General features: G+C 41.5%; 23 protein-coding genes and 3 pseudogenes. 20 read left to right on the plus strand and 6 right to left on the minus strand.

The window, feature by feature from the left end:
• Window positions 1-386: 386 nt before the first annotated feature.
• Entirely contained in the window at window positions 387-563 is a 177-nt protein-coding gene (locus L6494_RS31175) for a hypothetical protein (RefSeq protein ID WP_442947015.1), read from the plus strand.
• A gap of 4 nt (window positions 564-567) precedes the next feature.
• Window positions 568-1,188 (plus strand): annotated as a pseudogene (locus L6494_RS14690) (IS110 family transposase); the annotation flags it as partial.
• A 365-nt stretch (window positions 1,189-1,553) separates the two neighbouring features.
• Here L6494_RS14690 and xisF read toward each other — a convergent pair.
• The gene (gene xisF, locus L6494_RS14695) at window positions 1,554-3,098 is read right to left on the minus strand and encodes a fdxN element excision recombinase XisF (protein ID WP_237988459.1); all 1,545 of its coding nucleotides are present in this window, start codon (window positions 3,096-3,098) and stop codon (window positions 1,554-1,556) included.
• Window positions 3,099-3,207: 109 nt separating this feature from the next.
• On the opposite strand from xisF, the gene nifS reads away from it, so the two are divergent.
• The 4 genes and pseudogenes from nifS (at window position 3,208) to L6494_RS14715 (ending at window position 8,431) form a co-directional block, all read left to right on the plus strand.
• Entirely contained in the window at window positions 3,208-4,410 is a 1,203-nt protein-coding gene (gene nifS / locus L6494_RS14700) for a cysteine desulfurase NifS (RefSeq protein ID WP_237988460.1), read from the plus strand.
• Between the two features lie 111 nt (window positions 4,411-4,521).
• Window positions 4,522-5,424, plus strand: a complete 903-nt coding sequence (nifU, locus tag L6494_RS14705) for a Fe-S cluster assembly protein NifU (RefSeq protein ID WP_237988461.1) — start codon at window positions 4,522-4,524, stop codon at window positions 5,422-5,424.
• Between the two features lie 188 nt (window positions 5,425-5,612).
• Window positions 5,613-6,053: pseudogene (locus L6494_RS14710) on the plus strand (AAA family ATPase); the annotation flags it as partial.
• Window positions 6,054-6,295: 242 nt separating this feature from the next.
• Window positions 6,296-8,431, plus strand: a complete 2,136-nt coding sequence (locus L6494_RS14715; protein WP_237988462.1) for a WD40 repeat domain-containing protein — start codon at window positions 6,296-6,298, stop codon at window positions 8,429-8,431.
• A gap of 59 nt (window positions 8,432-8,490) precedes the next feature.
• On the opposite strand, the gene L6494_RS14720 is transcribed toward L6494_RS14715, so the two are convergent.
• The 3 genes from L6494_RS14720 to L6494_RS14730 form a co-directional block, all read right to left on the minus strand.
• The gene (locus L6494_RS14720) at window positions 8,491-8,976 is read right to left on the minus strand and encodes a DUF3368 domain-containing protein (protein WP_237988463.1); all 486 of its coding nucleotides are present in this window, start codon (window positions 8,974-8,976) and stop codon (window positions 8,491-8,493) included.
• A complete protein-coding gene (locus tag L6494_RS14725; protein WP_237988464.1) occupies window positions 8,969-9,223 on the minus strand; it encodes a UPF0175 family protein in 255 nt (84 codons plus the stop codon). Before L6494_RS14725 ends, L6494_RS14720 begins: the two co-directional genes overlap by 8 nt.
• A gap of 199 nt (window positions 9,224-9,422) precedes the next feature.
• A complete protein-coding gene (locus L6494_RS14730) occupies window positions 9,423-10,850 on the minus strand; it encodes an integrase (RefSeq protein ID WP_237988465.1) in 1,428 nt (475 codons plus the stop codon).
• A 110-nt stretch (window positions 10,851-10,960) separates the two neighbouring features.
• Here L6494_RS14730 and nifH point away from each other — a divergent pair.
• The 14 genes and pseudogenes from nifH to L6494_RS14800 form a co-directional block, all read left to right on the plus strand.
• Window positions 10,961-11,422, plus strand: a pseudogene (gene nifH, locus L6494_RS14735) (nitrogenase reductase); the annotation flags it as partial.
• A 138-nt stretch (window positions 11,423-11,560) separates the two neighbouring features.
• Complete coding sequence (nifD, locus tag L6494_RS14740) at window positions 11,561-13,054, plus strand: nitrogenase molybdenum-iron protein alpha chain (RefSeq protein WP_237988466.1); 1,494 nt, start codon at window positions 11,561-11,563, stop codon at window positions 13,052-13,054.
• 197 nt (window positions 13,055-13,251) lie between these two features.
• On the plus strand, window positions 13,252-14,790 hold the full coding sequence (nifK, locus tag L6494_RS14745; protein WP_237988467.1) for a nitrogenase molybdenum-iron protein subunit beta: 1,539 nt from the start codon (window positions 13,252-13,254) through the stop codon (window positions 14,788-14,790).
• A 158-nt stretch (window positions 14,791-14,948) separates the two neighbouring features.
• Window positions 14,949-15,275 (plus strand): Mo-dependent nitrogenase C-terminal domain-containing protein, encoded by a 327-nt coding sequence (locus L6494_RS14750; protein WP_237988468.1) that lies wholly within the window; start codon window positions 14,949-14,951, stop codon window positions 15,273-15,275.
• 372 nt (window positions 15,276-15,647) lie between these two features.
• The gene (nifE, locus tag L6494_RS14755; RefSeq protein WP_237988469.1) at window positions 15,648-17,087 is read left to right on the plus strand and encodes a nitrogenase iron-molybdenum cofactor biosynthesis protein NifE; all 1,440 of its coding nucleotides are present in this window, start codon (window positions 15,648-15,650) and stop codon (window positions 17,085-17,087) included.
• An 85-nt stretch (window positions 17,088-17,172) separates the two neighbouring features.
• Window positions 17,173-18,501, plus strand: a complete 1,329-nt coding sequence (gene nifN / locus L6494_RS14760; protein ID WP_237988470.1) for a nitrogenase iron-molybdenum cofactor biosynthesis protein NifN — start codon at window positions 17,173-17,175, stop codon at window positions 18,499-18,501.
• A 92-nt stretch (window positions 18,502-18,593) separates the two neighbouring features.
• Window positions 18,594-19,007, plus strand: a complete 414-nt coding sequence (nifX, locus tag L6494_RS14765) for a nitrogen fixation protein NifX (RefSeq protein ID WP_190710115.1) — start codon at window positions 18,594-18,596, stop codon at window positions 19,005-19,007.
• Complete coding sequence (locus tag L6494_RS14770; RefSeq protein ID WP_237988471.1) at window positions 19,004-19,480, plus strand: NifX-associated nitrogen fixation protein; 477 nt, start codon at window positions 19,004-19,006, stop codon at window positions 19,478-19,480. Before nifX ends, L6494_RS14770 begins: the two co-directional genes overlap by 4 nt.
• Before the next feature lie 81 nt (window positions 19,481-19,561).
• Window positions 19,562-19,777, plus strand: a complete 216-nt coding sequence (locus tag L6494_RS14775) for a CCE_0567 family metalloprotein (RefSeq protein WP_190710119.1) — start codon at window positions 19,562-19,564, stop codon at window positions 19,775-19,777.
• Entirely contained in the window at window positions 19,774-20,088 is a 315-nt protein-coding gene (gene nifW / locus L6494_RS14780; RefSeq protein WP_237988472.1) for a nitrogenase-stabilizing/protective protein NifW, read from the plus strand. The genes L6494_RS14775 and nifW overlap by 4 nt, the downstream gene beginning before the upstream one ends.
• A gap of 10 nt (window positions 20,089-20,098) precedes the next feature.
• Entirely contained in the window at window positions 20,099-20,902 is an 804-nt protein-coding gene (locus tag L6494_RS14785) for a HesA/MoeB/ThiF family protein (RefSeq protein WP_190710123.1), read from the plus strand.
• Window positions 20,903-21,009: 107 nt separating this feature from the next.
• Window positions 21,010-21,384: a HesB/IscA family protein gene (locus L6494_RS14790; protein WP_237988473.1), complete on the plus strand. Its 375-nt coding sequence runs from the start codon at window positions 21,010-21,012 to the stop codon at window positions 21,382-21,384.
• 229 nt (window positions 21,385-21,613) lie between these two features.
• On the plus strand, window positions 21,614-21,913 hold the full coding sequence (locus L6494_RS14795) for a 2Fe-2S iron-sulfur cluster-binding protein (protein ID WP_237988474.1): 300 nt from the start codon (window positions 21,614-21,616) through the stop codon (window positions 21,911-21,913).
• A gap of 226 nt (window positions 21,914-22,139) precedes the next feature.
• Window positions 22,140-22,385, plus strand: a complete 246-nt coding sequence (locus L6494_RS14800; RefSeq protein ID WP_237988475.1) for a FeoA family protein — start codon at window positions 22,140-22,142, stop codon at window positions 22,383-22,385.
• A 112-nt stretch (window positions 22,386-22,497) separates the two neighbouring features.
• On the opposite strand, the gene L6494_RS14805 is transcribed toward L6494_RS14800, so the two are convergent.
• Both L6494_RS14805 and L6494_RS14810 read right to left on the minus strand, forming a co-directional pair.
• Window positions 22,498-23,586 carry a DUF1822 family protein gene (locus L6494_RS14805; RefSeq protein ID WP_237988476.1) on the minus strand — a complete coding sequence of 363 codons (1,089 nt, stop codon included), beginning with the start codon at window positions 23,584-23,586 and terminating at the stop codon, window positions 22,498-22,500.
• Between the two features lie 75 nt (window positions 23,587-23,661).
• The gene (locus L6494_RS14810) at window positions 23,662-25,173 is read right to left on the minus strand and encodes a hypothetical protein (protein ID WP_237988477.1); all 1,512 of its coding nucleotides are present in this window, start codon (window positions 25,171-25,173) and stop codon (window positions 23,662-23,664) included.
• Window positions 25,174-25,381: the final 208 nt, after the last annotated feature.

Consider the following 25,381-nt stretch of genomic DNA (forward strand, 5'->3'; position numbering starts at 1 on the left):
AATATGCTAGCGTGGCAAAGCTAGCTAGAGCAAAAACTTAAACCTAGTAAATTCGTTATTATTGAAAATTTTGGTTTACCTATTTACGCCTATTTCAATCATTAAAAATCTACTCTAGCAAGTTTTACCGCTCTAGGTGATTTTGGGCTTGAGCTTCACGCTTTCCTTGGGCAATATTACTATTTTTACTATGACTTTACCATCAAAGCCTCATTGCTCAACCTCTATCCCATGAGCGAACGCTGCCTTTTTTCCAGCCTTAGTTTAGTATTTATGTACTATATTTAGATGCGTTCGCCCTGCCTGCTCATATCAGTGGTACAATTAATTGGCCTGAAAATATTATTCCTCTACTTCAACCACCTCATTCCCCCGAACTTAATCCCATTGAGAGGCTTTGGCAGTATCTCAAAAAATCACTTCATAATGAACTTTTTTCTTGTTTACAAGACTTACGCACTCGCATACAACAATTGTTCGAGCAATTAACATTTGAGCAGGTAATGTCTATCTCATCTTATAACTTTATTTTAGAAGCTCTTTTCTATGCAGCTTCATATTAAATTGGTATTAGCTATTGAAACAGAATCAGCACGTCAGTTAAGTGAATTAATTAGTCGTAGAAGACAATTAGTCGAAATGCAGACGGCGGAGAAAAACCGCCGCTCACGCTCTCGTGGTAAGGCTTTAGCGGATATTGAGGCACATCTTGATTACCTGGATAAACGTTTGGAGCAAATTAATTCTGACATTGAGCAATTAACTCAAAACAATCACCAATTAATTGCTAAAGTCAACTTACTCAAAACTACTCCTGGTATTGGTCAAGTCATTTCCACTACTCTAGTTTCGGAATTACCAGAACTTGGTCAACTGACTGGTAAACAAATTTCTCGTCTAGTGGGTGTTGCACCAATTAATCATGATAGTGGTCAACATAAAGGTAAACGGATGATTCAGGGTGGTCGTGGTCATCTTCGTGCTTCTCTTTATATGGGTGCTGTGGTTGCCATTCGTCACAATCCCATCATTCGGGATTTTTACACTCGCCTTATTGACCGTGGTAAAGCTAAAAAATTAGCTCTGACTGCTTGCGTTCATAAGATGTTAGTCATTTTAAATGCAATGGTGCGAGATAATTCTCCTTGGCAGATTTCTGACAACTTACAACCGATTCTTAACACTTAGGAATTTAGCAGTTTTTATACTTTATTTGCGGATGACATCAGCCATCGCCCAGCATCCCCAATCATGGATTCTCACCACTTGGGTAAATTTTTCATGCTCTTTTTGCCTACACCAGAGATCCAGCAACTGAGGAAGATTCGGCGGCGCAGCGTAGTGTCTGGTGCGGGCTGTGACTATCTAGACTATCTAGCCACAAGCTTGTAGCCCGTACCAGACACCCTCGAATCTAGCGCAGCGCTCCTCAGTTGCGTCCATGTTTCCACTCCCACTTTTTTGTTAGCGATCGCTTGACTTTTAAGACAGTCGCTACAGCTACTGTTAACCATCAACAGTCAACAGCCATAACAGTGCGATCGCAACATTGGCTAGTAACGATACTCAATAGCTGTAACAAAATTACCATCTACGGAGATTTTTTTGACGCAACCATTGAGGATTGCTCGTTTATCTTGGGCATTTAGTCCTTGCCAGTAACTTTTATGAGCAAAAGCCTGTATAATTCTTTCCTTGGCAATTAGAGATTGTTTAGAAGCATTATTTGTTGTTCCCAGTGCGATCGCAATCTGTTCTTTGAGGTCATTTTTGATTTGTTCAATTGCTGAACTTGCTGGCAATGTTTCCAGACTATTCAGGGATGCGCGGAGCGTTTTGACTTCTGGGGGTTCTTCTACAATAAGCGGCTCATCTGTTTCCACCAAGTTCGCTAATCGTTCGGCTTCTTGTGCCAATAAATCTACCACTTGGATGTCTAATATTTTGGATGAAATCATATTTTTATTGCTACAGTTGCCAGCTTTATACAATCGGCACTGATAATAATAGATAGCTTGTCCACTCTTATCTACACGTTTGGCGTGGCGTGTCATCGAGCCGCCGCAATGGGTGCATTTAAGTAAATTAGAAAACGGGTTCACTTCGTTGTCTTCTCTTGCAGCCCATCGATTATTGCGATTGTCTCGAATCATCTGTTTGATGCGTTCGTGTTCGGCACAGGTAATGATTGCCTCATCGTCGTGGGTTCCCCATTTAACTTTCCATTCGTCAAAGTGCTTACGTTTTCCCTTTGACTTAACGTAAGTATCAAAAGGCAGACCCCCAGCATAAACAGGGTTGACTAATAAAGCTTTTAAGCCAGGGATTGACCATCTTAGCCCAGACCACGGATAACGTAAGGGGTGGTTAGTTTTATTTGGTGTAAAGGCAATTGTATCTAAGTCATCGTCGCTAACAATCCGGGAAGATTTTTCTAGCTTGTTCCAATTGAGAACTTTTGTTTCGATGCCAAAATCTGAGTGCAGCTTACGTACAGTAGCAGCAACGGAACTGCATTCAAAAAAAGTTTGAAAAATATACTGGGCTAAGTCAGATACCGTTAATTCTCTTCGTCCTGCCAATAAGCAAACGCATGGTGAGGAATCGCGTACATATTTATCTTTGTCGATGCGGTATCCCAATGGGGCGACTCGGTGACTTTTTCCTTGGTTTACCCTATGACGACGTTCGCTTTTTAACCTCTCCGTCACCATTCTCACCTCAAATTTGGCAGCAGCCAGTAACATATCAATCGTTAGTTCCCCGCCAAGACTGTCTGGGTCAACTCCTTGATCTAAGGCTATCAGTTTAATTCCCTTGGAGCGCAATACCTCTAACAAGGAATAAAACAACCGCGATGATGAGCCGATCCGATCAATCCGAGTAAATTGCAATGATTTTACCTTACCCGTTGCAGATGTCTTTAAGTCATTAATTAGTTGTTGTAGCCCTTCCCTGACTTCAGTTGTCCGCGATTGAATATCCCAGTACACTTTTGAACATCCAGCGTTACGCAAGCGTTCTATTTGCTTACGCAACGCACCTTTATCTGTTTGCTGTTCCTCACCGCTAACTCTCGCGTAGCCCCAATTTTCCATAACAACCCATAGATACGACTTTCATTATATTTGATAGTGGATACTTCTATTCTCAGAAATTTTCCGAACAGTTGCAAAAGCATCAGGGTGAAATCTTAGGGGTATAAAGATGAGTGTTATTTATCTCGACAATAATGCTACCACTAAGGTAGACCCAGACGTTGTAGAGGCAATCATGCCCTACCTGACCGAGTATTACGGCAATCCCTCTAGTATGCACACCTTCGGGGGGCAACTTGGGAAGGCAGTAAGAACAGCCAGAGAACAAGTTGCAGCTTTGTTGGGTGCTGATGAATCAGAAATTATTTTTACTAGTTGTGGAACTGAAGGTGATAATGCCGCCATTCGCGCTGCATTGTTAGCCCAACCAGAAAAACGTCACATCATCACTACGCAAGTTGAACACCCCGCAGTCTTGAATGTCTGCAAACAATTAGAAACCCAAGGCTATAGTGTTACCTATCTTTCAGTAAATCGTCACGGGCAATTGGATCTAGATGAACTAGAAGCCTCGTTGACAGGTAACACTGCCTTGGTGACAATTATGTATGCCAACAACGAAACCGGAACTATATTCCCCATTGAAGAGATTGGGATGCGGGTGAAGGAACGTGGCGCAATCTTCCATGTAGATGCGGTGCAAGCAGTAGGTAAGATACCTCTGAACATGAAGACCAGCACCATCGATATGTTAACCATATCTGGTCACAAAATCCACGCACCCAAGGGTATTGGGGCTTTGTATGTGCGGCGTGGTGTGAGATTCCGCCCCTTGTTGATTGGTGGACACCAAGAACGCGGCCGGCGCGCAGGTACAGAGAATGTACCGGGAATTGTGGGCTTAGGTAAAGCCGCAGAATTGGAATTACTGCACATAGAAACAGCGATTAAGAAAGAAACAAGGCTGCGCGATCGCCTGGAACAAACCTTACTCGCTAAAATTTCTGACTGTGAAGTTAATGGTGATATTACGCAGAGATTGCCCAATACCACTAACATCGGTTTCAAATACATCGAAGGCGAAGCTATTCTGCTCTCCCTAAACAAATATGGCATCTGTGCGTCCTCTGGTTCGGCTTGTACCTCTGGCTCACTCGAACCATCCCACGTCCTGCGGGCAATGGGTTTACCATATACAACCCTCCACGGTTCGATTCGCTTCAGTCTTTGTCGCTACACTACAGAAGCACAAATCGATCGCGTCATCGCAGTCATGCCCGAAATTGTCGAACGCCTCCGCGCTCTCTCTCCCTTCAAAAATGACGAAGCGGTTTGGCTGCAAGCACAAGCACAAACATTGGCTCATCATTAATTAGGGGATAGGGTACAGGTTACAGGGTACAGATAATTTTCTATCACCTGTCACCTGTCACCTATCACCTATCACCTATCACCTCTCTTCACTCAGCACTCGGAACTAAATATGTGGGAATACACTGATAAAGTATTAGAACTGTTTTACGATCCCAAAAATCAGGGAGTGATCGAAGACATCGGCGAACCTGGCGTGAAGTTAGCCACGGGAGAAGTAGGAAGTATTGCTTGCGGTGATGCGCTGAGATTGCACATCAAAGTTGAAGTCGAATCTGATACGATTGTTGACTCTCGCTTCCAAACTTTTGGTTGCACCAGTGCGATCGCATCTTCTAGCGCATTAACTGAAATGATTAAGGGTCTGACCTTAGATGAAGCCCTAAAAGTTTCTAATAAAGACATTGCTGATTACCTCGGTGGCTTGCCAGAAGCCAAAATGCACTGCTCTGTCATGGGTCAAGAAGCTCTAGAAGCTGCTATATATAACTATCGTGGCATTCCTCTCGCCACCCATGATGACGATGATGAAGGGGCGTTAGTTTGCACTTGCTTTGGTATCAGTGAAAACAAAGTTCGTCGCGTGGTTGTAGAGAATAATCTTACCAGTGCCGAAGATGTAACAAATTACATTAAAGCTGGTGGCGGTTGCGGTTCTTGTTTAGCTAAGATTGATGATATCATTAAAGATGTAAAGGAAAAGAACGCCGCAACGAATCTCAACACAAATGGCGTGAACCCTGCTAAAGAAATAGCTAATTCCGGGCAGAAACGACCGTTAACCAACGTGCAGAAGATTGCCCTGATCCAAAAAGTATTAGATGAAGAAGTTAGACCAGTATTGATAGCCGACGGCGGAGATGTAGAACTCTACGACGTAGACGGCGATATTGTCAAAGTAGTGCTGCAAGGCGCGTGTGGCTCTTGTTCTAGCTCTACAGCAACTTTAAAGATAGCAATTGAATCCAGATTACGCGATCGCATCAGTCCCACTCTTGTAGTCGAAGCAGTCTAGCACTCAGCACTAAATTACTAAATCTTATGCACACTAATTCTATAGGTTTTTCTGTGGAGCGTTCGCCCCCTTTCTAGCGACGTTCTACATGAGGCTCACTGCCAAAGCTCCATCCGGCATGAGCAGCCCACAAACAAACGCAAAGACCCACCAACCAACTAACCAACTAATTGCAGGAATAAAGAACCATGACTGACGAAAATATTAGACAGATAGCTTTCTACGGTAAAGGCGGTATCGGTAAATCTACCACCTCCCAAAACACCCTAGCAGCTATGGCAGAAATGGGTCAGCGCATTATGATTGTAGGTTGCGACCCTAAAGCCGACTCCACCCGTTTGATGCTCCACGCCAAAGCTCAAACAACCGTTCTTCACTTGGCTGCTGAACGCGGTGCAGTAGAAGATTTAGAACTCCACGAAGTCATGTTGACCGGTTTCCGTGGCGTTAAGTGCGTAGAATCTGGTGGTCCAGAACCCGGTGTAGGTTGCGCCGGTCGTGGTATCATCACCGCCATTAACTTCCTCGAAGAAAACGGTGCTTACACAGACCTAGACTTCGTATCCTACGACGTATTAGGTGACGTTGTATGTGGTGGTTTCGCTATGCCTATCCGTGAAGGTAAAGCCGTGTTTGCTAAAGTTGTTGATTATGCAATTGAGTCAAGATTTTGATTTTATATCACCCTAATTCCGCCCTGGGGCAAGCAGAGAAATTAGTAATTGGCTTTGTTTACATTTCATTTTTTACCCTATATTACACCTTGTGTCAATAAGGATACATGATTTTTGATAAAAATGTTACTGGTTAAGATTTTATAATTGATTGGACAAAGATAAGCAACTAGCAAAAGTAAGGACAAGTTATAGTTATGGACTCAAATGCAGAGCCACCCAATACTCAAAATAATAACCAAATTTGGGAATGCTTACCTACTACTTCCAACTATGTAGATAGGATTGCTTTCAGTCCTGATGGAAAATTATTAGCAAGCTATCATGGGGGGTCAACTGAAATGATCAAACTCTGGGATGTGGCGATTGGTCAAGAACTTTATACTGCTAATTTTGTGGAGCTTCTAGAGATTGCTGGAGGTTCTGATGATTTCAATTTTTGCAGATATTTATTCTTTAAGCAGAATGAAAAAGCCTTAGATTATACTTGGACTTTTTTAGGCTTTATTTGGAATTTAGCACTGGGCAAAGTAGTTAGCGTCAAAGCACTACAGTCACCTTTTAAGGCTTACAAGTGGAAAAGTGTTGCTCTCAGTCCAGATTTGAAAATAGCAGTTTCAACTAATATGAAAACTGGCATCATTAATCTGTGGGAAACATCTACTGAGAAAGAAATTCATAATTTTTCTGTTGGAGAAAACCCAAGGGATATTTATATCAACCAATTTAGCCCGGATGGGAAAATATTTGCCAGCTTAATCTGGTTGGATAATTTTGATAATGACGAGACAATAAAGCTGTGGGAAGTCGGAACGGGGAAAGAGCTTTGTAGTATCCCAGTGCAAGGCGTTACAGGAGAAAACAAGTATGGTGGTGTTCTTGCCTTTAGCTCAGATAGTCGTATCTTAGCAAGTAATTGTGGGGATAGCTTCGCTAGATTAGCAAACGGTCGTATTCTGAGAGGAGAAACTGAATTATTGAGAAACACTATATTATTAACAGATGTACTAACTGGTCAACAATTGTGTAAGTTTGAAGGAGTCAAGAATTACTCTAAGAATATCTGGGGTTATTGCGCTTTCTTGGGTAATAAAGTTGTATCCCTTGCTTTCAGCCCAGATAACAAACTTTTAGCAAGTGGTGACTTAACTGGCACAATAACTTTATGGCAAATTAAAAAGGGGTGGTTTAAACCACTCACAGCTAAGAAAATTCGGACTTTTTCCCATGTTTCTAAACAACCCATTAAAACACTTGCATTTAGCCCAGATGGACAAACTTTAGCCACTGGACATGGCGACAATAATGGCGGGATTACCTTGTGGGATATAAAAAGTGGGGAAAAAGTTCAAACCCTTGCTGGTCATGCGGTATCAGCTTCTAGAGTGTGTTGTAATGGTTTTTTGGATCGTGACCAAGTAGCTGTTAGTCCTGATGGAAAGACGATCGCTAGTAGTGGTTACAATGACATAATTAAACTTTGGGACACACAAACTCGCTCTTTCCTCCGTTCACTTGAATCTAAATCTCATCCGTTCCCTACTGGAAAAATCACTTTTAGCCAGGATGGTAAATTTCTAGTTAGTGTCAATAACTCAGATATTGTCCTATGGGAAGTATCAACAGGTAAGGAAATCCAATCAATGATACCCGCTCCTGAACTTGATAATTTTTACTCACCACGTTGGAGTTCAAGAACTTTAAATCAGTATGGAGATTTATTAGCAATCATAGAAGAATCGACAACTATCGATAGTGGAAAGTTACAGATTAAAGTTCTGCAAGTTCCCACTGGTAAAACTGTTTGTAGCCTCATTGGTGACTATGGATTTCCTTCCCAAATTATCTTCAGTCCAGACAAGTGCTTTTTAGCTACTCGGCATAGTATGTCTAAGTTTGCAATATGGGATATTGCTACTGGTAGGTTGCTTCGTACCATCAACACTGACTACGTTGAAGGTGATACTGACCCTGGAGATCCAGATCCAGTAATTTTAAGCCCAGATGGTAAAATTTTAGCAATTGCAGGAACTGCAAATATCACCTTATGGCAAGTTAGCTCTGGAGAAAAATTACAGACTATTAATCGTTATCATCGGGGTTGGGGAAGTTGCTTGGCTTTCAGTCCCAATGGACAAACTCTGGCTTTTACTGAAAGCTCCGGTGAATCAAACACTATCAAACTTTGGGATCTAAAAACTGGCAGCGAGATTTGCATCGTTCAACAAACCGTATATCGTATTACCTCGCTTAATTTCAATGATAATGGACAAGTTTTAGTGAGTAGTTATCGAGATGGCATGATCGCAGTATGGCAGCAAAAGAGCGTTTAGTCTGAGAGTGCGGTAGTGCGATCTCATTTCCGCTATATGGTTTGCAAAGAGCGATCGCACTACTCACCTACTAACCTAAGTGCTGACTCTAAAACTTGTGTACTAACTCTGAATCCAACCTGAATTAGTTGTTCAAAAATTGGTCTAGCAGCTTCTACCCTACCTTCTTGTTTCGCTAGTAAAATCACACCTAAAGTTCCCCTGGTAAGCATCCCTAAAGCAAGTGCGGCGATTTTGGCGGCGCGATCGTCTAAAATTGCTTCATAGCCTGGGTTGTTATGTATCCAGGTAAGAACTTGACTTTCTCCCAAACCAAGATCCCACGCTGCAATCATGGGTTCAATTTGTTCTACATCTCGAACATAGCCAGATCCTTCATTTAAAATCCACAGCTTTGCAGGATCATTATCTGGTGCAATGCAGATTTCCCGAACCACACCACTAGGAATAATAACTTCATCGCAGAGTTCAAATAGCAGATGAACCTGATTAATCTTAGTAAGTACAATCAATGGCGAAGAATTTACAACCCATCGTCTAGTCACGCTCTAACTCCTCGGCTAATTCTTCAGGAGTCACTTGAAAAGGTGAAACATTATAGCGATGCAGTGCTTCTAGAAACTGGTGACGACTCACTCCAGCAATTTCCGCAGCTTTAGATTGAGAAAGCATCCCAACCTCATACCATTTGACAGCCGCAGCTAAACGCATTTCCTGAACAAAATTTTCGGGATTACTGCGGAGTGCTGAAAACACATCATTTGGCAGTTCGATGCTAATTTGTATGGTCATAGGTTAATTAAGGTCTACGGATTTCTATTACACTAACACTACATTACTCTTCCTCAACACACAGGATTTTTCATGAGAAATTTGACGTTTTTGAATAGAACCACCAAATTTCAAACATTACTCTCTCACACTCTTACTCTCTGCGCCTCCGCGTCTCTGCGTGAAATGAATCACTATTCTTAACCAGTAGCAACAAAATTTAATTCATCATCCGTATCAACTCTTGATTTTCTATCTGTAACCGCAATCGCTCATTTTCTAACCTCAACTTCTCATTTTCCTGCTGAAGCTCAATAGCTATCTCTTGTAATTCTTGTACCTTAGACTTTTTCTTAATTGCTTCTTCAATAGCAACCTTGCGATTTTCCAAACTAAACCATTTTTGATAAATCGATGTGTGCATATTCACCGAATGACCCAAATTATCGGCAGCCGCTTTAATAGGAATCCCCATTAAATGCGCCCGAATTGCCCAAGCATGGCGTAAATCATAGGGTTGAAAAGGAATACCGACAAATCTAAACCATCTATCTGTACCATGCCGAGCAGAATTGATTTGTTTACTGGTAATTTTATCTATAATTTTCGTTTTCAATAACTCAATTGCTGCTGTATCCGTTTTTAAATTAAAAATCTCCACCCAGCGCGGATATAATGGTAGAGCTTCTCTTTCACCAGTTTTACACTCTTCATTTACACGCCAAGTATTCATAGTATTATCTGATGATAACCACCAATCTAAATCAGGATTGACAAAAATTTCTCTTGGTCGTAATCCATAAGCGGCTAACATCCCATATACCCAACGCCACAGTTTCCAGTTATTCCTATCTTCCCTTGTGAGCAATTTACTTGGGCGGTTGAGTGAGTAAGTTTCAAACTTGAGATATTCCTGCTCTATTTCTGCATCAGTAGGTATATCACGCTTGCGTGTAGAACTGGCTTTGATTTTTAAATTACTTAATTCTGGGACTTCTAACCCAGAACATTTACACAATACCCGAATAACTTTAATTAACTCATTTTTGACACTATCTGAAGATGTGCAACATTGTACAGCTTCAATAAAGTTGGCATTTATCGCTGATTTATCTTTTGGTAAGTGTGTTTGAGCAATATAGAAATAACTATTAAATGTGTTCTCACTTTTAAGGTTACGTTTTCTAGTTTGGAAATAATTTCTCTCGAAATCTGCAATCAAATCACCTATTGTTTTTGCTTTAACCTTATTGCGAGTTTTGCCTAAATATTTCTCAGTCCATTGAAATTGTTTTCTAGCAATCAATTTCCCTAATTCATGAGCTTCTTCTTCCGCAGTGTTTAAACCATCAAAATTAAACGGAATACCCAAAGAAATATCATATTGCTTTGTTCCTATACCGTTTTTATCAATATCTCCTGGTTTAATGGGTAGGGTTGTTCTCAGTTGCAGTGAATTACCAGATTTTCTGACGGAAACATTCACCCTAGCTGCTTTGAGTCTAGCATTTACCGCCTTTAACTCCACTTCCAATTTTGCCGCCAGGTGGTTTTCTTGATTTGTGACTGCTTGCATTCTGCCTAAATATCCTCCATCAGTGATGGCTGTTTGTTGAAAATCGGCAAATGCTTCCTGTGTTCTGTTCATACCCTAGATTTACCCTAATAAAAAAACTGTTCATCATTGTCAATGATGACAGCAAACATTGTTTAAAATGGACATTTTTAGTCTATAAAGATAATATCACTGCTCTTTACCGTGAAGGTAAAGCACAGGAAATCTACATCGTTACCTCTGGTGAAATGATGGCGATGTACGCTGCAAACAACATCGCTCGCGGTATTTTGAAATATGCTCACACTGGTGGTGTACGCTTGGGTGGCTTGATTTGTAACAGCCGTAAAACTGACCGGGAAGCCGAATTGATTGAAAACTTGGCTGAACGTTTGAACACCCACATGATTCACTTCGTACCTCGTGACAACATCGTTCAACACGCAGAATTGCGTCGGATGACAGTTAACGAATACGCACCAGACAGCACTCAAGGTCAGGAATACCGCGCATTAGCCAAGAAAATCATCAACAACGACAAGCTCACCATTCCTACACCAATTGAAATGGATGAACTAGAAGCACTGTTGATCGAATACGGTATCCTTGATGATGATTCTAAGCACGCAGAAATCATCGGTAAGCCCGCAGAAGCTACCAAATAGGTGATGCCGTAATTAGGAGATACGGAGAAAGGAAGATGAGGAAGCAATTCACCTTCCCACTCTCCCTTCCCCACTTCTCCCTCTCCCCTCCCTCTAATCCTTCTATTTCCCCATTCGTAAGAGTCATCGAGGCAGACTATGACACCTCCAGAAAACAAGAATCTTGTAGATGAAAATAAGGAACTTCTTCAAGAAGTTCTGAAAGCTTATCCCGAAAAATCTCGCAAAAAACGCGAAAAACACCTCAACGTCCACGAAGAAAGCAAGTCTGATTGCGGCGTTAAGTCTAACATCAAATCCGTTCCTGGTGTAATGACCGCCCGTGGTTGTGCTTATGCAGGTTCTAAGGGTGTGGTTTGGGGTCCTATTAAGGACATGATCCACATCAGCCACGGTCCTGTAGGTTGCGGTTACTGGTCTTGGTCTGGTCGTCGTAACTACTACGTTGGTGTCACTGGTATCAACTCTTTTGGTACTATGCACTTCACCTCCGACTTCCAAGAACGCGACATCGTTTTCGGTGGTGACAAAAAACTCATTAAACTCATTGAAGAACTCGACGTTCTTTTCCCTCTCAACCGTGGTGTTTCCATTCAATCTGAATGTCCCATCGGTCTAATTGGGGATGACATCGAAGCTGTAGCTAAGAAAACTTCTAAGCAAATTGGTAAGCCTGTTATACCCTTACGTTGCGAAGGTTTCCGTGGTGTATCTCAGTCTTTAGGACACCACATCGCTAACGACGCTATCCGTGACTGGATTTTCCCAGAATATGACAAGCTGAAGAAAGAAAACAGACTTGACTTCGAGCCAAGCCCCTATGATGTAGCTCTAATCGGTGACTACAACATCGGTGGTGATGCTTGGGCTAGCCGGATGCTGTTAGAAGAAATGGGCTTACGTGTAGTAGCTCAGTGGTCTGGTGATGGTACTCTGAACGAGTTGATCCAAGGACCTGCTGCTAAATTGGTTCTAATCCACTGCTACCGTTCTATGAACTACATCTGCCGTAGTTTGGAAGAAGCTTACGGTATGCCTTGGATGGAGTTCAACTTCTTTGGTCCTACCAAGATTGCTGCTTCTTTACGTGAAATCGCAGCTAAATTTGACTCCAAGATTCAAGAAAACGCTGAGAAGGTAATTGCTAAGTACACACCAGTAATGAACTCTGTACTTGAGAAGTACCGTCCTCGCCTAGAAGGTAACACCGTAATGTTGTACGTAGGTGGTCTACGTCCTCGCCACGTTGTTCCCGCTTTTGAAGACTTGGGTATCAAAGTTGTTGGTACTGGCTACGAATTCGCTCACAACGACGATTACAAACGTACCACCCACTACATCGATAACGCCACCATCATTTACGATGACGTTACCGCCTACGAATTTGAAGAGTTCGTAAAAGCTAAGAAGCCTGATTTAATTGCTTCTGGTATTAAAGAGAAGTACGTCTTCCAAAAAATGGGTCTTCCCTTCCGTCAAATGCACTCTTGGGATTACTCCGGCCCTTATCACGGTTACGACGGATTCGCTATCTTCGCCCGCGATATGGATCTAGCACTCAACAGCCCCACTTGGAGCTTGATTGGCGCACCTTGGAAGAAAGCTGCTGCAAAAGCTAAAGCTGCTGCCTAATTAATTCCAGGAGACGGATAGCCTGGGGTTTTTGCCCCAGGAAGCTAGGGAAGAATGTGAATGCTGAATGCTGGATGAATATTTTCATTCATTATTCATGATTCATCACTCGTGACTCTCTTGGCAGGAGTGAATGTCCCAGGCTATTCCCACACATCACTTACTAAACCAACCAGCAAGCGTAGAGAGAGAGACAAATGCCACAGAATCCTGAAAGAATTGTAGACCACGTTGATCTATTCAAACAGCCAGAATACACCGAGTTGTTTGAAAACAAGAGAAAGAACTTTGAAGGCGCACACTCTCCTGAAGAAGTTGAAAGAGTTTCTGAATGGACAAAATCTTGGGACTACCGGGAAAAGAACTTTGCTCGTCAAGCTTTAACCGTTAACCCCGCTAAAGGTTGTCAACCTGTAGGCGCAATGTTTGCTGCTTTGGGTTTTGAAGGTACTCTTCCCTTCGTTCAAGGTTCTCAAGGTTGTGTTGCTTACTTCCGTACCCACCTCAGCCGTCACTACAAAGAGCCTTGCTCCGCAGTATCTTCTTCTATGACAGAAGACGCAGCAGTATTCGGTGGCTTGAACAACATGGTCGAAGGTATGCAGGTTTCATACCAACTGTATAAGCCTAAGATGATTGCTGTTTGCACCACCTGTATGGCTGAAGTTATCGGTGATGACTTAGGCGCATTTATCAGCAACTCTAAGAATGCTGGTTCTATTCCTCAAGACTTCCCCGTACCCTTTGCTCACACACCTAGCTTTGTTGGTTCTCATATCACTGGCTATGACAACATGATGAAGGGTATTCTGTCTAACCTGACAGAAGGCAAAAAGAAAGCTACCAGCAATGGTAAAATCAACATTATCCCTGGTTTTGATACCTATGTAGGTAACAACCGCGAAGTTAAGCGGATGATGGGTGTAATGGGTGTTGACTACACCATCCTGTCTGATAGCAGCGACTACTTTGATTCACCTAACATGGGTGAATACGAAATGTACCCAGGTGGTACAAAGTTGGAAGATGCGGCTGATTCTATCAATGCTAAAGCAACCGTAGCTCTCCAAGCTTACACCACACCCAAGACCCGCGAATACATTACAAAAGAGTGGAAGCAAGAAACAAAAGTTCTGCGCCCCTTTGGTGTTAAGGGTACTGATGAGTTCTTGACTGCTGTTTCTGAATTGACTGGTAAAGCGATTCCTGAAGAATTGGAAATCGAACGCGGTCGTTTAGTTGATGCTATCACCGACTCCTACGCTTGGATTCATGGTAAGAAGTTCGCTATCTACGGCGACCCAGATTTGATCATCTCCATTACCAGTTTCTTGTTAGAGATGGGTGCTGAACCAGTACACATCCTCTGCAACAATGGTGATGAAGTCTTCAAGAAAGAAATGGAAGCTATCCTTGCTGCTAGCCCCTTCGGTAAAGAAGCTAAAGTTTGGATTCAAAAAGACTTGTGGCACTTCCGTTCCTTGTTGTTCACTGAGCCTGTAGACTTCTTCATCGGTAACTCTTATGGTAAGTACCTGTGGCGCGATACCAGCATCCCAATGGTGCGGATTGGTTATCCTCTCTTCGATCGCCACCACTTACACCGCTATGCGACCCTCGGCTACCAAGGTGGTCTAAATATCCTCAACTGGGTTGTTAACACCCTTCTGGATGAAATGGATCGCAGCACCAACATCACTGGTAAGACCGATATCTCCTTTGACTTGATCCGCTAGAACTTGATTTCAGGGTTCTATTAACAGGTAGAGATTAGGGACTGGGGACTGGGGACTAGGGATCGGGAAGTTAATTCTTCCCAGTACCCAGTACCTGATCCCCAGTGTCCTAACTTATCTTTTTCCTCTATTCCCTCTGTTCCCTTCAGATAAGTAGTATGTCATCAACTCACACTCACCATCATCACCCTAATTTACATCCACCCAACTATAAAAAAGCCGGCACAATTGATGTGCTTCGTCCTTTGCGTCGTTGGGTTGATACTATTCCGGTTAAAAATTCTCGTTTCGCTCATCTTGTTTGCCAGGTAATTCCTTGCTGTTGTCCTTTTGAGCGAAATATTAGTTTATTTGGGTGGAATCTACACATTCCACCACTGTGTAAGCTCAATCCTCTCTATGATGAATTTGTGGGATTGCGGTTTCGGGCTTTGTCTTATCTGGCTGATGAATGTGGAGAGGATATCACGAAGTACATTTGCTAGAGGCTAGAAGCTAGGGACTAGAGGCTAGGGAAGAGGAATTTTCTGGCTTTTTGTTTTAGCTAATTAGCTGTCTTTCTTGCAAAGGTCAAGTTTATGAAAATTTAACCGCCGGTGAGTTAGTACTGCTTTGCGTAAAGGGTTGGTTTTTTTAACGCAGAGGTACACGGAGGTTAGCGCAGAGGTACACGGAGTATTTCTTAAGTTAATTCGCTGGGAGTTAAGGGAATGCTTGGTGTATTTTGTGGGGTTAGAGAAGATTTTTGCTGGAAGTTTATGATGAACGGTCATCAGTAAACAGGTTGGTAGTTAATAACTGTTTGCTGATGACTGATAACTGACAATTGAAAATGTCGATCTAGGACGAGAAGAGAGATGAACACCCAAGGTAAAATCAACGAGCTGCTTAATCAGCCTGGATGCGAGCATAATCAAGAGAAACACGGTGCAAAGAAGAATAAGTCTTGTACGCAACAAGCACAACCGGGTGCGGCTCAAGGGGGATGCGCTTTTGATGGGGCGATGATTGCTCTAGTACCTATTGTCGATGCGGCTCATTTGGTTCACGGACCGATCGCCTGCGCTGGTAATTCTTGGGGTAGTCGTGGTAGTCTCTCTTCTGGCCCCCAACTCTATAAAACGGGCTTCACTACCGATATGACTGAAAATGATGTGATTTTCGGTGGTGAGAAGAAGCTATATAAGGCAATTCTGGAAATTAACAAGCGTTACAATCCAAAAGCTGTCTTTGTTTACGCTACTTGTGTGACGGCTTTGATTGGTGATGATATTAATGCTGTCTGTAAAACGGCGGCTGAGAAAATTGGTACTCCGGTGATTCCTGTGTTTGCGCCTGGGTTTATTGGTAGTAAGAATCTCGGCAACCGTTTTGGCGGTGAAGCTTTATTAGATTATGTTGTCGGGACAGCAGAACCGGAGTTCACCACACCCTATGATATAAACTTAATTGGCGAGTACAATATCGCCGGGGAAATGTGGGGAGTCCTGCCGTTACTAGAAAAATTGGGTATTCGCGTCCTGTCAAAAATTTCTGGCGATGCTCGATTTGAAGAAATCCGCTATGCTCACCGCGCCAAGCTGAACGTAATGATCTGTTCGCGGGCGTTGCTTAATATGGCGAAAAAGATGGAGGAACAATACGGCATCCCCTACATTGAAGAGTCTTTTTATGGCATCGATGATATGAATCGGTGTCTGCGGAATATTGCTGCCAAATTGGGCAACCCTGATTTACAGGAACGCACAGAAAAGCTGATCGCTTCAGAAATGGCAACTTTAGATTTGGCACTTGCTCCCTACCGCGATCGCCTCAGAGGTAAGCGAGTTGTCTTATATACTGGCGGTGTCAAGAGTTGGTCAATTATTTCGGCAGCTAAGGACTTGGGTATAGAAGTTGTCGCCACTAGTACCAGAAAAAGTACCGAGGAAGATAAGGCTAAAATCAAGAATTTGCTTGGTACTGATGGCATCATGCTAGAAAAGGGCAACGCCAAAGAATTACTAGAACTGGTAAAAGATACACAAGCTGATATGTTAATTGCCGGTGGACGTAACCAATACACTGCCCTCAAAGCCCGGATTCCTTTCCTCGATATCAACCAAGAACGTCATCATCCCTACGCTGGTTATGTAGGAATGTTAGAAATGGCGCGGGAACTGTACGAAGCCCTCTACAGCCCGATTTGGGAACAAGTTCGTAAGCCTGCACCTTGGGACGAAGATATGGGGACATGGGCGAGTGAATATACAAAAAATCAAGATCGCGCCTTGGCATCCATAGAAGAATTGATCTAATTGGACATGGGGCAAGAAAAAATCTTTTGACTTTTTCTTTTCCCTGTCCCCTGTCCCCTGTCCCCTCTATAGAGGAGTTAATCCGATGGCGGTTGTCACTGTTCCCAATAAATCAGTTGCAGTCAATCCTCTCAAGCAAAGTCAAGCTTTGGGTGCGTCGCTGGCTTTTTTGGGATTGAGGGGGATGATTCCTCTGTTCCACGGTTCTCAAGGTTGTACAGCCTTCGCCAAGGTGGTGTTAGTTCGTCATTTTCGGGAAGCGATTCCCCTGGCTACGACAGCGATGACGGAAGTAAGTACCATTTTGGGTGGGGAAGAGAACGTTGAACAGGCGATTCTCACCCTAATAGAGAAATCTAGCCCCGATATTATCGGTTTGTGCAGCACAGGACTGACAGAAACCAGAGGCGATGATATTGAGAGATTTTTAAAGGATATCCGCGATCGCCATCCTGAAATTGCTCACATTCCAGTTGTCTTTGCACCCACACCCGACTTTAAAGGGGCGTTGCAAGATGGGTTTGCGGCGGCTGTAGAGTGCATAGTTAAAGACATTCCCCAACCAGGCGGAATCAAAAGTGAGCAAGTTACAATTCTCGCCGGTTCTGCTTTTAGCCCAGGGGATTTGCAAGAAATCAAAGAAATTGTCACCGCTTTTGGATTAGAACCTATTTTTGTACCTGACATCGGTGCTTCCTTAGATGGACACCTGGAAGATGGTTACAGTGCGGTGACAACTAGCGGTACAACAGTCAAACAACTAAGAGAAGTTGGTTGTTCCGCCTTTACTATCGCCTTGGGTGAAAGTATGCGGGGTGCTGCCAAAATTCTAGAAGAACGGTTTGGTATTCCCTACGAAGTGTTTAGTGAACTCACTGGCTTAGAACCAGTAGACGAGTTTTTACAAGCACTAGCCATCCTCAGCAGCAACCCCGTCCCCGAAAAATACCGCCGTCAACGCCGGCAATTGCAAGACGCGATGTTAGACACGCACTTTTACTTTGGTGCGAAGCGAGTATCCTTAGCATTAGAACCCGATTTACTGTGGTCAACAGTGCGGTTTCTGCAATCGATGGGGACGCAAATCCATGCAGCCGTTACCACTACACGTTCTCCCCTGTTGGAGAAACTCCCCATCAAAAGCGTCAGCATTGGAGATTTAGAAGACTTTGAAGAATTGGCAGTTGGATCTGACCTGCTGATTGGTAATTCTAACGTAGCTGCGATCGCCAAACGACTTTCTCTTCCTCACTATCGTCTCGGTATACCTATTTATGACCGTTTAGGTAATGGTCTGTTCACAAAAGTAGGTTATCGCGGCTCAATGGAAGTCTTATTTGGCATCGGCAATCTATTTTTAGAAGCAGAAGAAGAACGAGTGAAACATCTATGGGGACTGGGGACTGGGGACTAGGGACTGGGGACTAGGAAAATGTTCCCAACAGTATCTCCCAATACCCAATACCCAGTACCCAGTACCCAATCCCCAAAAGCAGGAAAACCAGCATGAAAATTGCCTTTACGACTACCGACCACGTTCATATTAATGCTCACTTTGGTTGGGCGAGAGAAATTGATGTCTACGAAATCAATGCCGAAGGATATCAATTTTTAGAAACATTAAACTTTGAAGGTGACTTACAACAAGACGGCAACGAAGATAAAGTCACACCAAAACTAGAAGCATTAGTTGACTGTGCCATTGTTTATGTTACAGCTATTGGTGGAACTGCGGCTGCTAAATTAATTAAAAAAGGCGTAACCCCAGTTAAGGCACGTTCTGAAGAAGAAGAAATTAAAGAACTTCTAAATAAATTAGTCACAACCCTCAAAGGTAATCCTCCACCTTGGTTACGTAAAGCATTGCAACCAAAAACCACCAGCTTTTTAGATGAATTGGAGGATGAAGCAACAGTATGAGTTCAGAAAATAATGTCAACGACACCACAAATAGCGTAGTTGCCAACTCAGCTTTCCTAAAAGTATTAGTATTACAAATCCGTGGACAAGACAGCTACGGAATTTACCGTAATTGGTCGGATGAACTACTACTAAAACCCTTCGTTGTTCCCAAAAAAAAGAAGCGGGAAATTTCCATCGCAGGTGAAGTTGATGCAGTTACCCAAGCGCGAATAATGTCATTTTTCCGCGCCATCGCCGCCAGAATCGAACAAGAAACAGGACTAATTTCCCAAGTAGTCCTTGACTTAAGTCATGAAGGCTTTGGTTGGGCATTAGTATTTTCCGGTCGTCTATTACTCACCGTCAAAACCCTACGTGACGCTCACCGCTTCGGCTTTGACTCCCTAGAACATCTAGCAGAAGAAGGCGAAAAATTCATCGAAAGAGGACTTGACTTAGCCAACCGCTTCCAAGAAGTCAGCAAATTGTAATAAAAACTCTGTGTCTCCGTGTCTCCGTGGTTCATCAAATCTTCTTAACCACAAAGACACAGAGACACAAAGGAGAAGAAGGTGCAAATAGAAGAAACCAGCATCGAAGAAATCCAAACTAAAATCAAACGCCTCAACAGTAAAGCCGGGCAAATGAAAATGGATCTGCACGACTTAGCAGAAGGCTTACCCACAGATTACACACAATTAATGGATGTTGCAGCCGCAACTTATGAAATTTATCGTCAGCTTGATGAACTTAAGCAATATCTCAAGCAATTGGAGAACGCTAAATGACTAAAACTATTGAAGAATTCAAAAAACTCGTAGATGCAGAAGAATATTTTAAATTCTTTGAATTAGACTACGACCCCAAACTTGTTAATGTAAATCGTTTACATATTCTCAAAAAATTCTCTCAATTCATGAGTGAAATTGATAGTAACCCTGACTTAAATACAGAAGAAAGGTTAAATCAATATTCATTGGCATTGCAACAGGCTTATGAGACATTTCTCGAATCATCACCTCAACAACAAAAGTTGTTTAAGGTATTTAAAGACAAGCCAAAAAATGTAATTACGCTGACAGAACTCAATTCTGATTAGGAGGTATAAAGTGATCAACCTAACGCCTACCGAGTTAGAACGATATAGTCGCCAAATGATGCTACCAAACTTTGGCGAAGTAGCTCAAAAGCGTCTGAAGTCAGCGACGGTTTTAGTGACAGGTGTGGGGGGATTAGGCGGTACGGCTGCGCTTTACCTAGCAGTAGCAGGCGTTGGGCGGCTAATCCTAGTCCGGGGCGGTGATCTGCGACTGGATGATATGAATCGTCAGGTTCTGATGACGGATGATTGGGTAGGTAAACCCAGGGTTTTCAAAGCAGAAGAAACCCTCAAGGCGATCAATCCTGATATTCAGATAGAAGCAGTTCACGACTATATCACCCCAGAGAATGTAGACTCGTTAGTGCAGTCTGCTGATATGGCTCTTGATTGCGCTCACAACTTTACAGAGCGTGATTTGTTAAACGCAGCTTGTGTACGCTGGCGGAAGCCAATGGTAGAAGCAGCGATGAACGGGATGGAGGCTTACTTAACCACGATTATTCCTGGTGTGACTCCTTGTTTATCCTGTTTCTTTCCAGAGAAGCCGGAATGGGATCGACGTGGCTTTTCTGTATTGGGTGCTGTTTCTGGGACATTGGCTTGTCTGACAGCATTAGAAGCAATTAAGCTGATCACTGGATTTAGTCAACCTCTGTTGTCGCAATTGTTGACAATTGACTTCAATCGGATGGAATTTGCCAAGCGTCATTCTCAGCGCGATCGCTCTTGTCCAGTATGCGGTAACAATGCCCCTTGGCGATACGCACAACCCAATTCGATGGAAGCTAGTAGTAATTGCACACATAGTTAACTGGGAGAGTAATACTAATATCTCCTGACTGACTACTCATAACTCAGCACTACAAACAGCCCACACCTAGAATTACAAAAACTAATCGCTACAAATCAGGAGATTTAATGACCATAACCTTAACAGAAAAAGCAGAGTTTCGTTTATGGGCATTCTTGCGCGGTTCAGCCTCTGAGACTGATGAAACCACTACAAAGGGTGTCCGCCTATCTATCAAAGATGGTGGTTGCAGTGGCTATGAGTATGGTATGGATATCACCAGCAAGCCACAGCCGGATGATTTAGTCATCCAGCAAGGTAAAGTTTTGGTTTATCTCGATGCCAAAAGTGCGCCTTTATTAGAAGGACTTGTCATCGATTTTGTAGAAGGGGTTGTTGAAAGTGGCTTTAAGTTCACTAACCCCAAAGCAACCAGTACCTGCGGTTGTGGTAAGTCCTTCAAAGCGGGTGATTCTTCCCCCAAAGGCGTACCTTGCAGCTAAATAATTCGTAATCGATCATGCGTAATTCGTAATTTAGGTTAATTACGAATTACGAATTACGAACTACGAATTAATAAAAGTTTCCCTTAGACAAAATAAAACAGACACTTGTCTTTAACCTCGCAACAAAAGCAGTGTCTCTCTCCGCCCCAATTCTCGAAGAGTCAAGGGAGATTTAAAAACTTCGAGAAATTTATCCCATCCTGTAAATCTTGAGGAGAATCGGAAAATGGCAACCTATCAAGTTAGATTGATCAACAAAAAAGAAGACCTCGACACCACAATTGAAGTCGATGAAGAGACTACAATTTTGGATGCAGCAGAAGAAAATGGTATTGAATTACCTTACTCCTGCCATGCAGGTTCTTGCTCTAGCTGTGTAGGCAAAGTTGTTGAAGGTGAAGTTAATCAAGAAGATCAAAACTTCTTGGATGACGAACAGATGGGTAAAGGATTCGCTTTGCTTTGCGTTACCTACCCCCGTTCTAACTGCACAATTAAAACCCACCAAGAAGCATATTTGGTTTAATCAACTGCTGTAGTCGCTACCATATACAGTTTTTGAAAGTATATCTTTAATCAGGATGAAGGATGTAATTCATCCTTCATTTTTCTATGTCATTTTTTTTGTAATTGGCAATGCTTTTAGTATCATAAAAACACAATTTTACGTTACGGGTATTGACTAAATTACAGTTATTCAAGATGTGCAGGTTATCATTTACAGTTTTCTTGATTTTCAATCACTTACTACTATGTTTACTCCTTTTAGTGTGACTGGCTGCTCATTAGAATTGCTCAGACTAGGAGAAAGAGGCATTATCACTTTTTGTAAAATTCCAGATAAAACTCTTCTAAAAAAACTTGCCTCACTGGGTTTAACAACAGGCGTTACCATCACTGTAGAACAAGAATTTCCTACGTTAATCATCAAAGTTGGTAGCATTCTATTAGAGATAAACAAAGATTTGTCACGAGCTATCTATGTTCGTATTATTTAGATTTTTCAGTAAAGCTTGTTAATAATTAAGACTTTTTTATTATACTAAAATTGCCATATTCATTATTATGTCAGCTTTTTAGCGTCTTTTATATCACCTCAATTTCTTCAATCTACAACAAAAATTCTTCAGTAACTACAGCACCATTAAAGCTGACTTCAACCTTAAATTGTTGTCCTGGAGATTCGTTAAATTCTAACTGAATAGCATTATCAGACGTTCTTGCAGTAACTTCTTGACTTTCTGACTCAGAAGTATTGTAGTTAAGGGTAACTTTGAGTTGCAACCCAAGTGGTAGATATTGCTTGTTGCTTGGTAGAATTTGTACAAGAATATCTTTATCATTGTTAACTGCACTTTTTTGGTTAACAACTAAGGCAAAACTTTCTCCATTTAGTAGGATTCCAAAATCAAATAACTTAGTACCTGAAATTTCATAACTATTTGACTTATTGACACTCCTAGCAAAACCGACATCTAAGTTAATAGGAAGCGTCTTCCAAATAATTTCCGTAGATTGCCAACCTTCTGTAAAAATTCCACTCAACCAATCACTCAAGCTGACAAGTATATTACTCGTGTTTTTTTGTGCCTGATTAGCTTTAAATTGAGATGGTAAAGGTATTGCTTTTACTTCTAAAAAACGAGCAGATAACAAAAGATTATTTATCTCTTGATCAAACCACTTAAGCATTAGTATACAAGACCCATCTTCCTGGATCTCTAAATTATTTGTATAGCAATGTTCAACTATTTGATCATGACGCAAAAAGCCATAAATAGTTAATTTTTCCTCTTCTTCTGACACCTGCAACAAGACATAAAAATGCGCGGCTAAGTTCGGTGAATTTATAACTTCTTCTGGTATAGTTAAAAAATCATTATCTAAGTTATCTACAGTAATCAAATAGACATTAAAATCCTCTAATATTAATATAGGAACGTCAATAAGTGCATTTGTACTAATGCGTTGAGATATAGAACAACTAACTCGATGAATTTTAATATCTGGGGTTGTTTCTCTCAGCCATTGTTCAAAACCAAGTAATGCTAGTGCATTTAGATAGACTTTCCATTCTCTTGCTTCATCTAAGTTGCAGTTGCTAATTTTTTTAGCTTCTTCAAAATGTTCCGGTTCTAGCCAAACAAATTTATGTGACAATTTTTGTCTCCAGTATTGTGGATAAACTAAAGCATTCATTATATCTAATCTCCTGCTTATATTGCATCTCATGATAATTCATCTAAGTATTATTACTAATAATTAAGGATTAGCTCATGCTGCATTATTAATCGAATCATTGATATAGCGGCATAAAATTTGAGCAAATAAGCTATTTTTACTCTTTTTTTTACCACTTTGCATTTCTGCGTGTGCTTCTAGAAATGTTGTAGTTAACGCATAACTTCTAATTTCCTTAGCAATATTTTTTAAATATTCGGGGTCAGTAGAAATCGCTGTCACCCTATTTGCTAAGTCAGGTGGTGTAGTCACTTTTGATATTTGCTCAATAAATCTCTCTTCCGTGCGGTATTGAACATTGTCTAAAAGACTTTCTAATTTAAATACGCGTCTAGCTTTACACCAAGGTATATCCCATAGTTTAGCAATCTCCCCTAAAGACATATTCTCTTGGTAGTAAAGTCGCAAGCCTTCATAGAATTTATCAGCAAAATTTTTATAGCCTTTACTATTTTGTAAATATTTATAATGCTGAGAAATCACTTCTGATATTGCTTGATATAAAACATTTTCAAACAAGGCATTACAGACAGATTGTAATTGCTGTAATTCAATATCCTCTGGATCTGGATCTGTATGGTGAGGTAATTCTTGATTAGGGAGATAATCATTAATTGATTGATCATAAATTTCTGTAGGTATGGTTTTGAGTTTACCTGTTTTCTGGTAAATTATATCCTGACGTAAAATTTCTGCAATTCTTTTCAAATGATTTATGAGTTCTCTAGAAGAATTAACAACAGTATTTCGTTGTTGCAACAAAATGATCATTTCTTGAATTTGGTTGATTGTTGGTTCAGAACAAAGCCCTCTTTCGTTGGATTTACGTCTATCTCGGCGGTAGACTGCATGAAACACCTCGACAATTTCACTGTCCCCTTTTTCAAAAAGTGCTTGTATAGAACGGGGAATTTCTCTACATAATAATCCCCAATCACTGGGTGTTTGGATGCCGAAATCCCACAAAAATAACCTGAGATTTTGATTTTGTTTTGTTAGTCTCCACGTCCAATTATCTAAACTTTCAGTAGAATTTAATTTAGGATTAAATTTTCGCAAAACTTCCACAGTAAAAAACTCTGCTTCTTTCGCTAATGGCTGAGTTGTGCCATCATTATTTAATCTTTGCTGAGTTTGTTCTTGACTATCGAAAATTACTAGGCTTTTACCATCATCATTTAAAACAAATGGCAGAAAATCAAGATAGCTAAAAAGTAGTGCTTCAACTTCAGATTTATAGATGCTAGCGATTTTTTTACAGGCGACAAGAATGGTTTTAGAAATATAGCATCTTAGACAAAGCCCTGCGATCGCACGTTGGCGAATATCAGCAGCATGATGAAACATCTCCCACAGAACAGTTTGAATATGTTTGTTGTCTGCTGGTGATAGTGTGGATTTACTAACGAATTCGGAGAAATGTATCTTAAAATACTCCTGTGCTGGATAGACTTGTTTAAGTTTGTAACCTCCTTTTAGCTGATTCTCTTGGAATGTAGGAGAATCAATGACTTGAATTGTCCAGTATCTTGACGGAATTAGCATAGTTCTTCAAATTACATCGCTTCTTATCAAACTTGAGATTCTCAGCGAAGCTATTTCTCCAGAAACCATAATTAGGAATATTCTGGAGAGCTACATCTATATATATTGGAGTTTTGGGAACTTATACAGATGCTGCTGCTAGAGTATCAATATTTATGTACCAGGTCTTGACAAAGTAAAGAAACAGAAAATGAATCTGGTAAAAAAG

Origin of the sequence: Nostoc sp. UHCC 0870 (genome assembly GCF_022063185.1) — a bacterium.
In the GTDB taxonomy this organism is placed as follows: Bacteria; Cyanobacteriota; Cyanobacteriia; order Cyanobacteriales; family Nostocaceae; genus Trichormus.

Bases quoted from the DNA above. Each gene is read 5' to 3' on its own strand.
- nifX (WP_190710115.1), top strand. From the start codon at position 18,594: ATGAAAATTGCCTTTACGACTACCGACCACGTTCATATTAATGCTCAC.
- nifK (WP_237988467.1), top strand. From the start codon at position 13,252: ATGCCACAGAATCCTGAAAGAATTGTAGACCACGTTGATCTATTCAAA.
- xisF (WP_237988459.1), bottom strand. From the start codon at position 3,098: ATGGAAAATTGGGGCTACGCGAGAGTTAGCGGTGAGGAACAGCAAACA.
- L6494_RS14750 (WP_237988468.1), top strand. From the start codon at position 14,949: ATGTCATCAACTCACACTCACCATCATCACCCTAATTTACATCCACCC.
- L6494_RS14790 (WP_237988473.1), top strand. From the start codon at position 21,010: ATGACCATAACCTTAACAGAAAAAGCAGAGTTTCGTTTATGGGCATTC.
- L6494_RS14730 (WP_237988465.1), bottom strand. From the start codon at position 10,850: ATGAACAGAACACAGGAAGCATTTGCCGATTTTCAACAAACAGCCATC.
- nifW (WP_237988472.1), top strand. From the start codon at position 19,774: ATGACTAAAACTATTGAAGAATTCAAAAAACTCGTAGATGCAGAAGAA.
- L6494_RS14715 (WP_237988462.1), top strand. From the start codon at position 6,296: ATGGACTCAAATGCAGAGCCACCCAATACTCAAAATAATAACCAAATT.
- L6494_RS14805 (WP_237988476.1), bottom strand. From the start codon at position 23,586: ATGAATGCTTTAGTTTATCCACAATACTGGAGACAAAAATTGTCACAT.
- L6494_RS14725 (WP_237988464.1), bottom strand. From the start codon at position 9,223: ATGACCATACAAATTAGCATCGAACTGCCAAATGATGTGTTTTCAGCA.
- L6494_RS14800 (WP_237988475.1), top strand. From the start codon at position 22,140: ATGTTTACTCCTTTTAGTGTGACTGGCTGCTCATTAGAATTGCTCAGA.
- L6494_RS14795 (WP_237988474.1), top strand. From the start codon at position 21,614: ATGGCAACCTATCAAGTTAGATTGATCAACAAAAAAGAAGACCTCGAC.
- L6494_RS14770 (WP_237988471.1), top strand. From the start codon at position 19,004: ATGAGTTCAGAAAATAATGTCAACGACACCACAAATAGCGTAGTTGCC.
- nifN (WP_237988470.1), top strand. From the start codon at position 17,173: ATGGCGGTTGTCACTGTTCCCAATAAATCAGTTGCAGTCAATCCTCTC.
- L6494_RS14810 (WP_237988477.1), bottom strand. From the start codon at position 25,173: ATGCTAATTCCGTCAAGATACTGGACAATTCAAGTCATTGATTCTCCT.
- nifS (WP_237988460.1), top strand. From the start codon at position 3,208: ATGAGTGTTATTTATCTCGACAATAATGCTACCACTAAGGTAGACCCA.
- nifE (WP_237988469.1), top strand. From the start codon at position 15,648: ATGAACACCCAAGGTAAAATCAACGAGCTGCTTAATCAGCCTGGATGC.
- nifD (WP_237988466.1), top strand. From the start codon at position 11,561: ATGACACCTCCAGAAAACAAGAATCTTGTAGATGAAAATAAGGAACTT.
- nifU (WP_237988461.1), top strand. From the start codon at position 4,522: ATGTGGGAATACACTGATAAAGTATTAGAACTGTTTTACGATCCCAAA.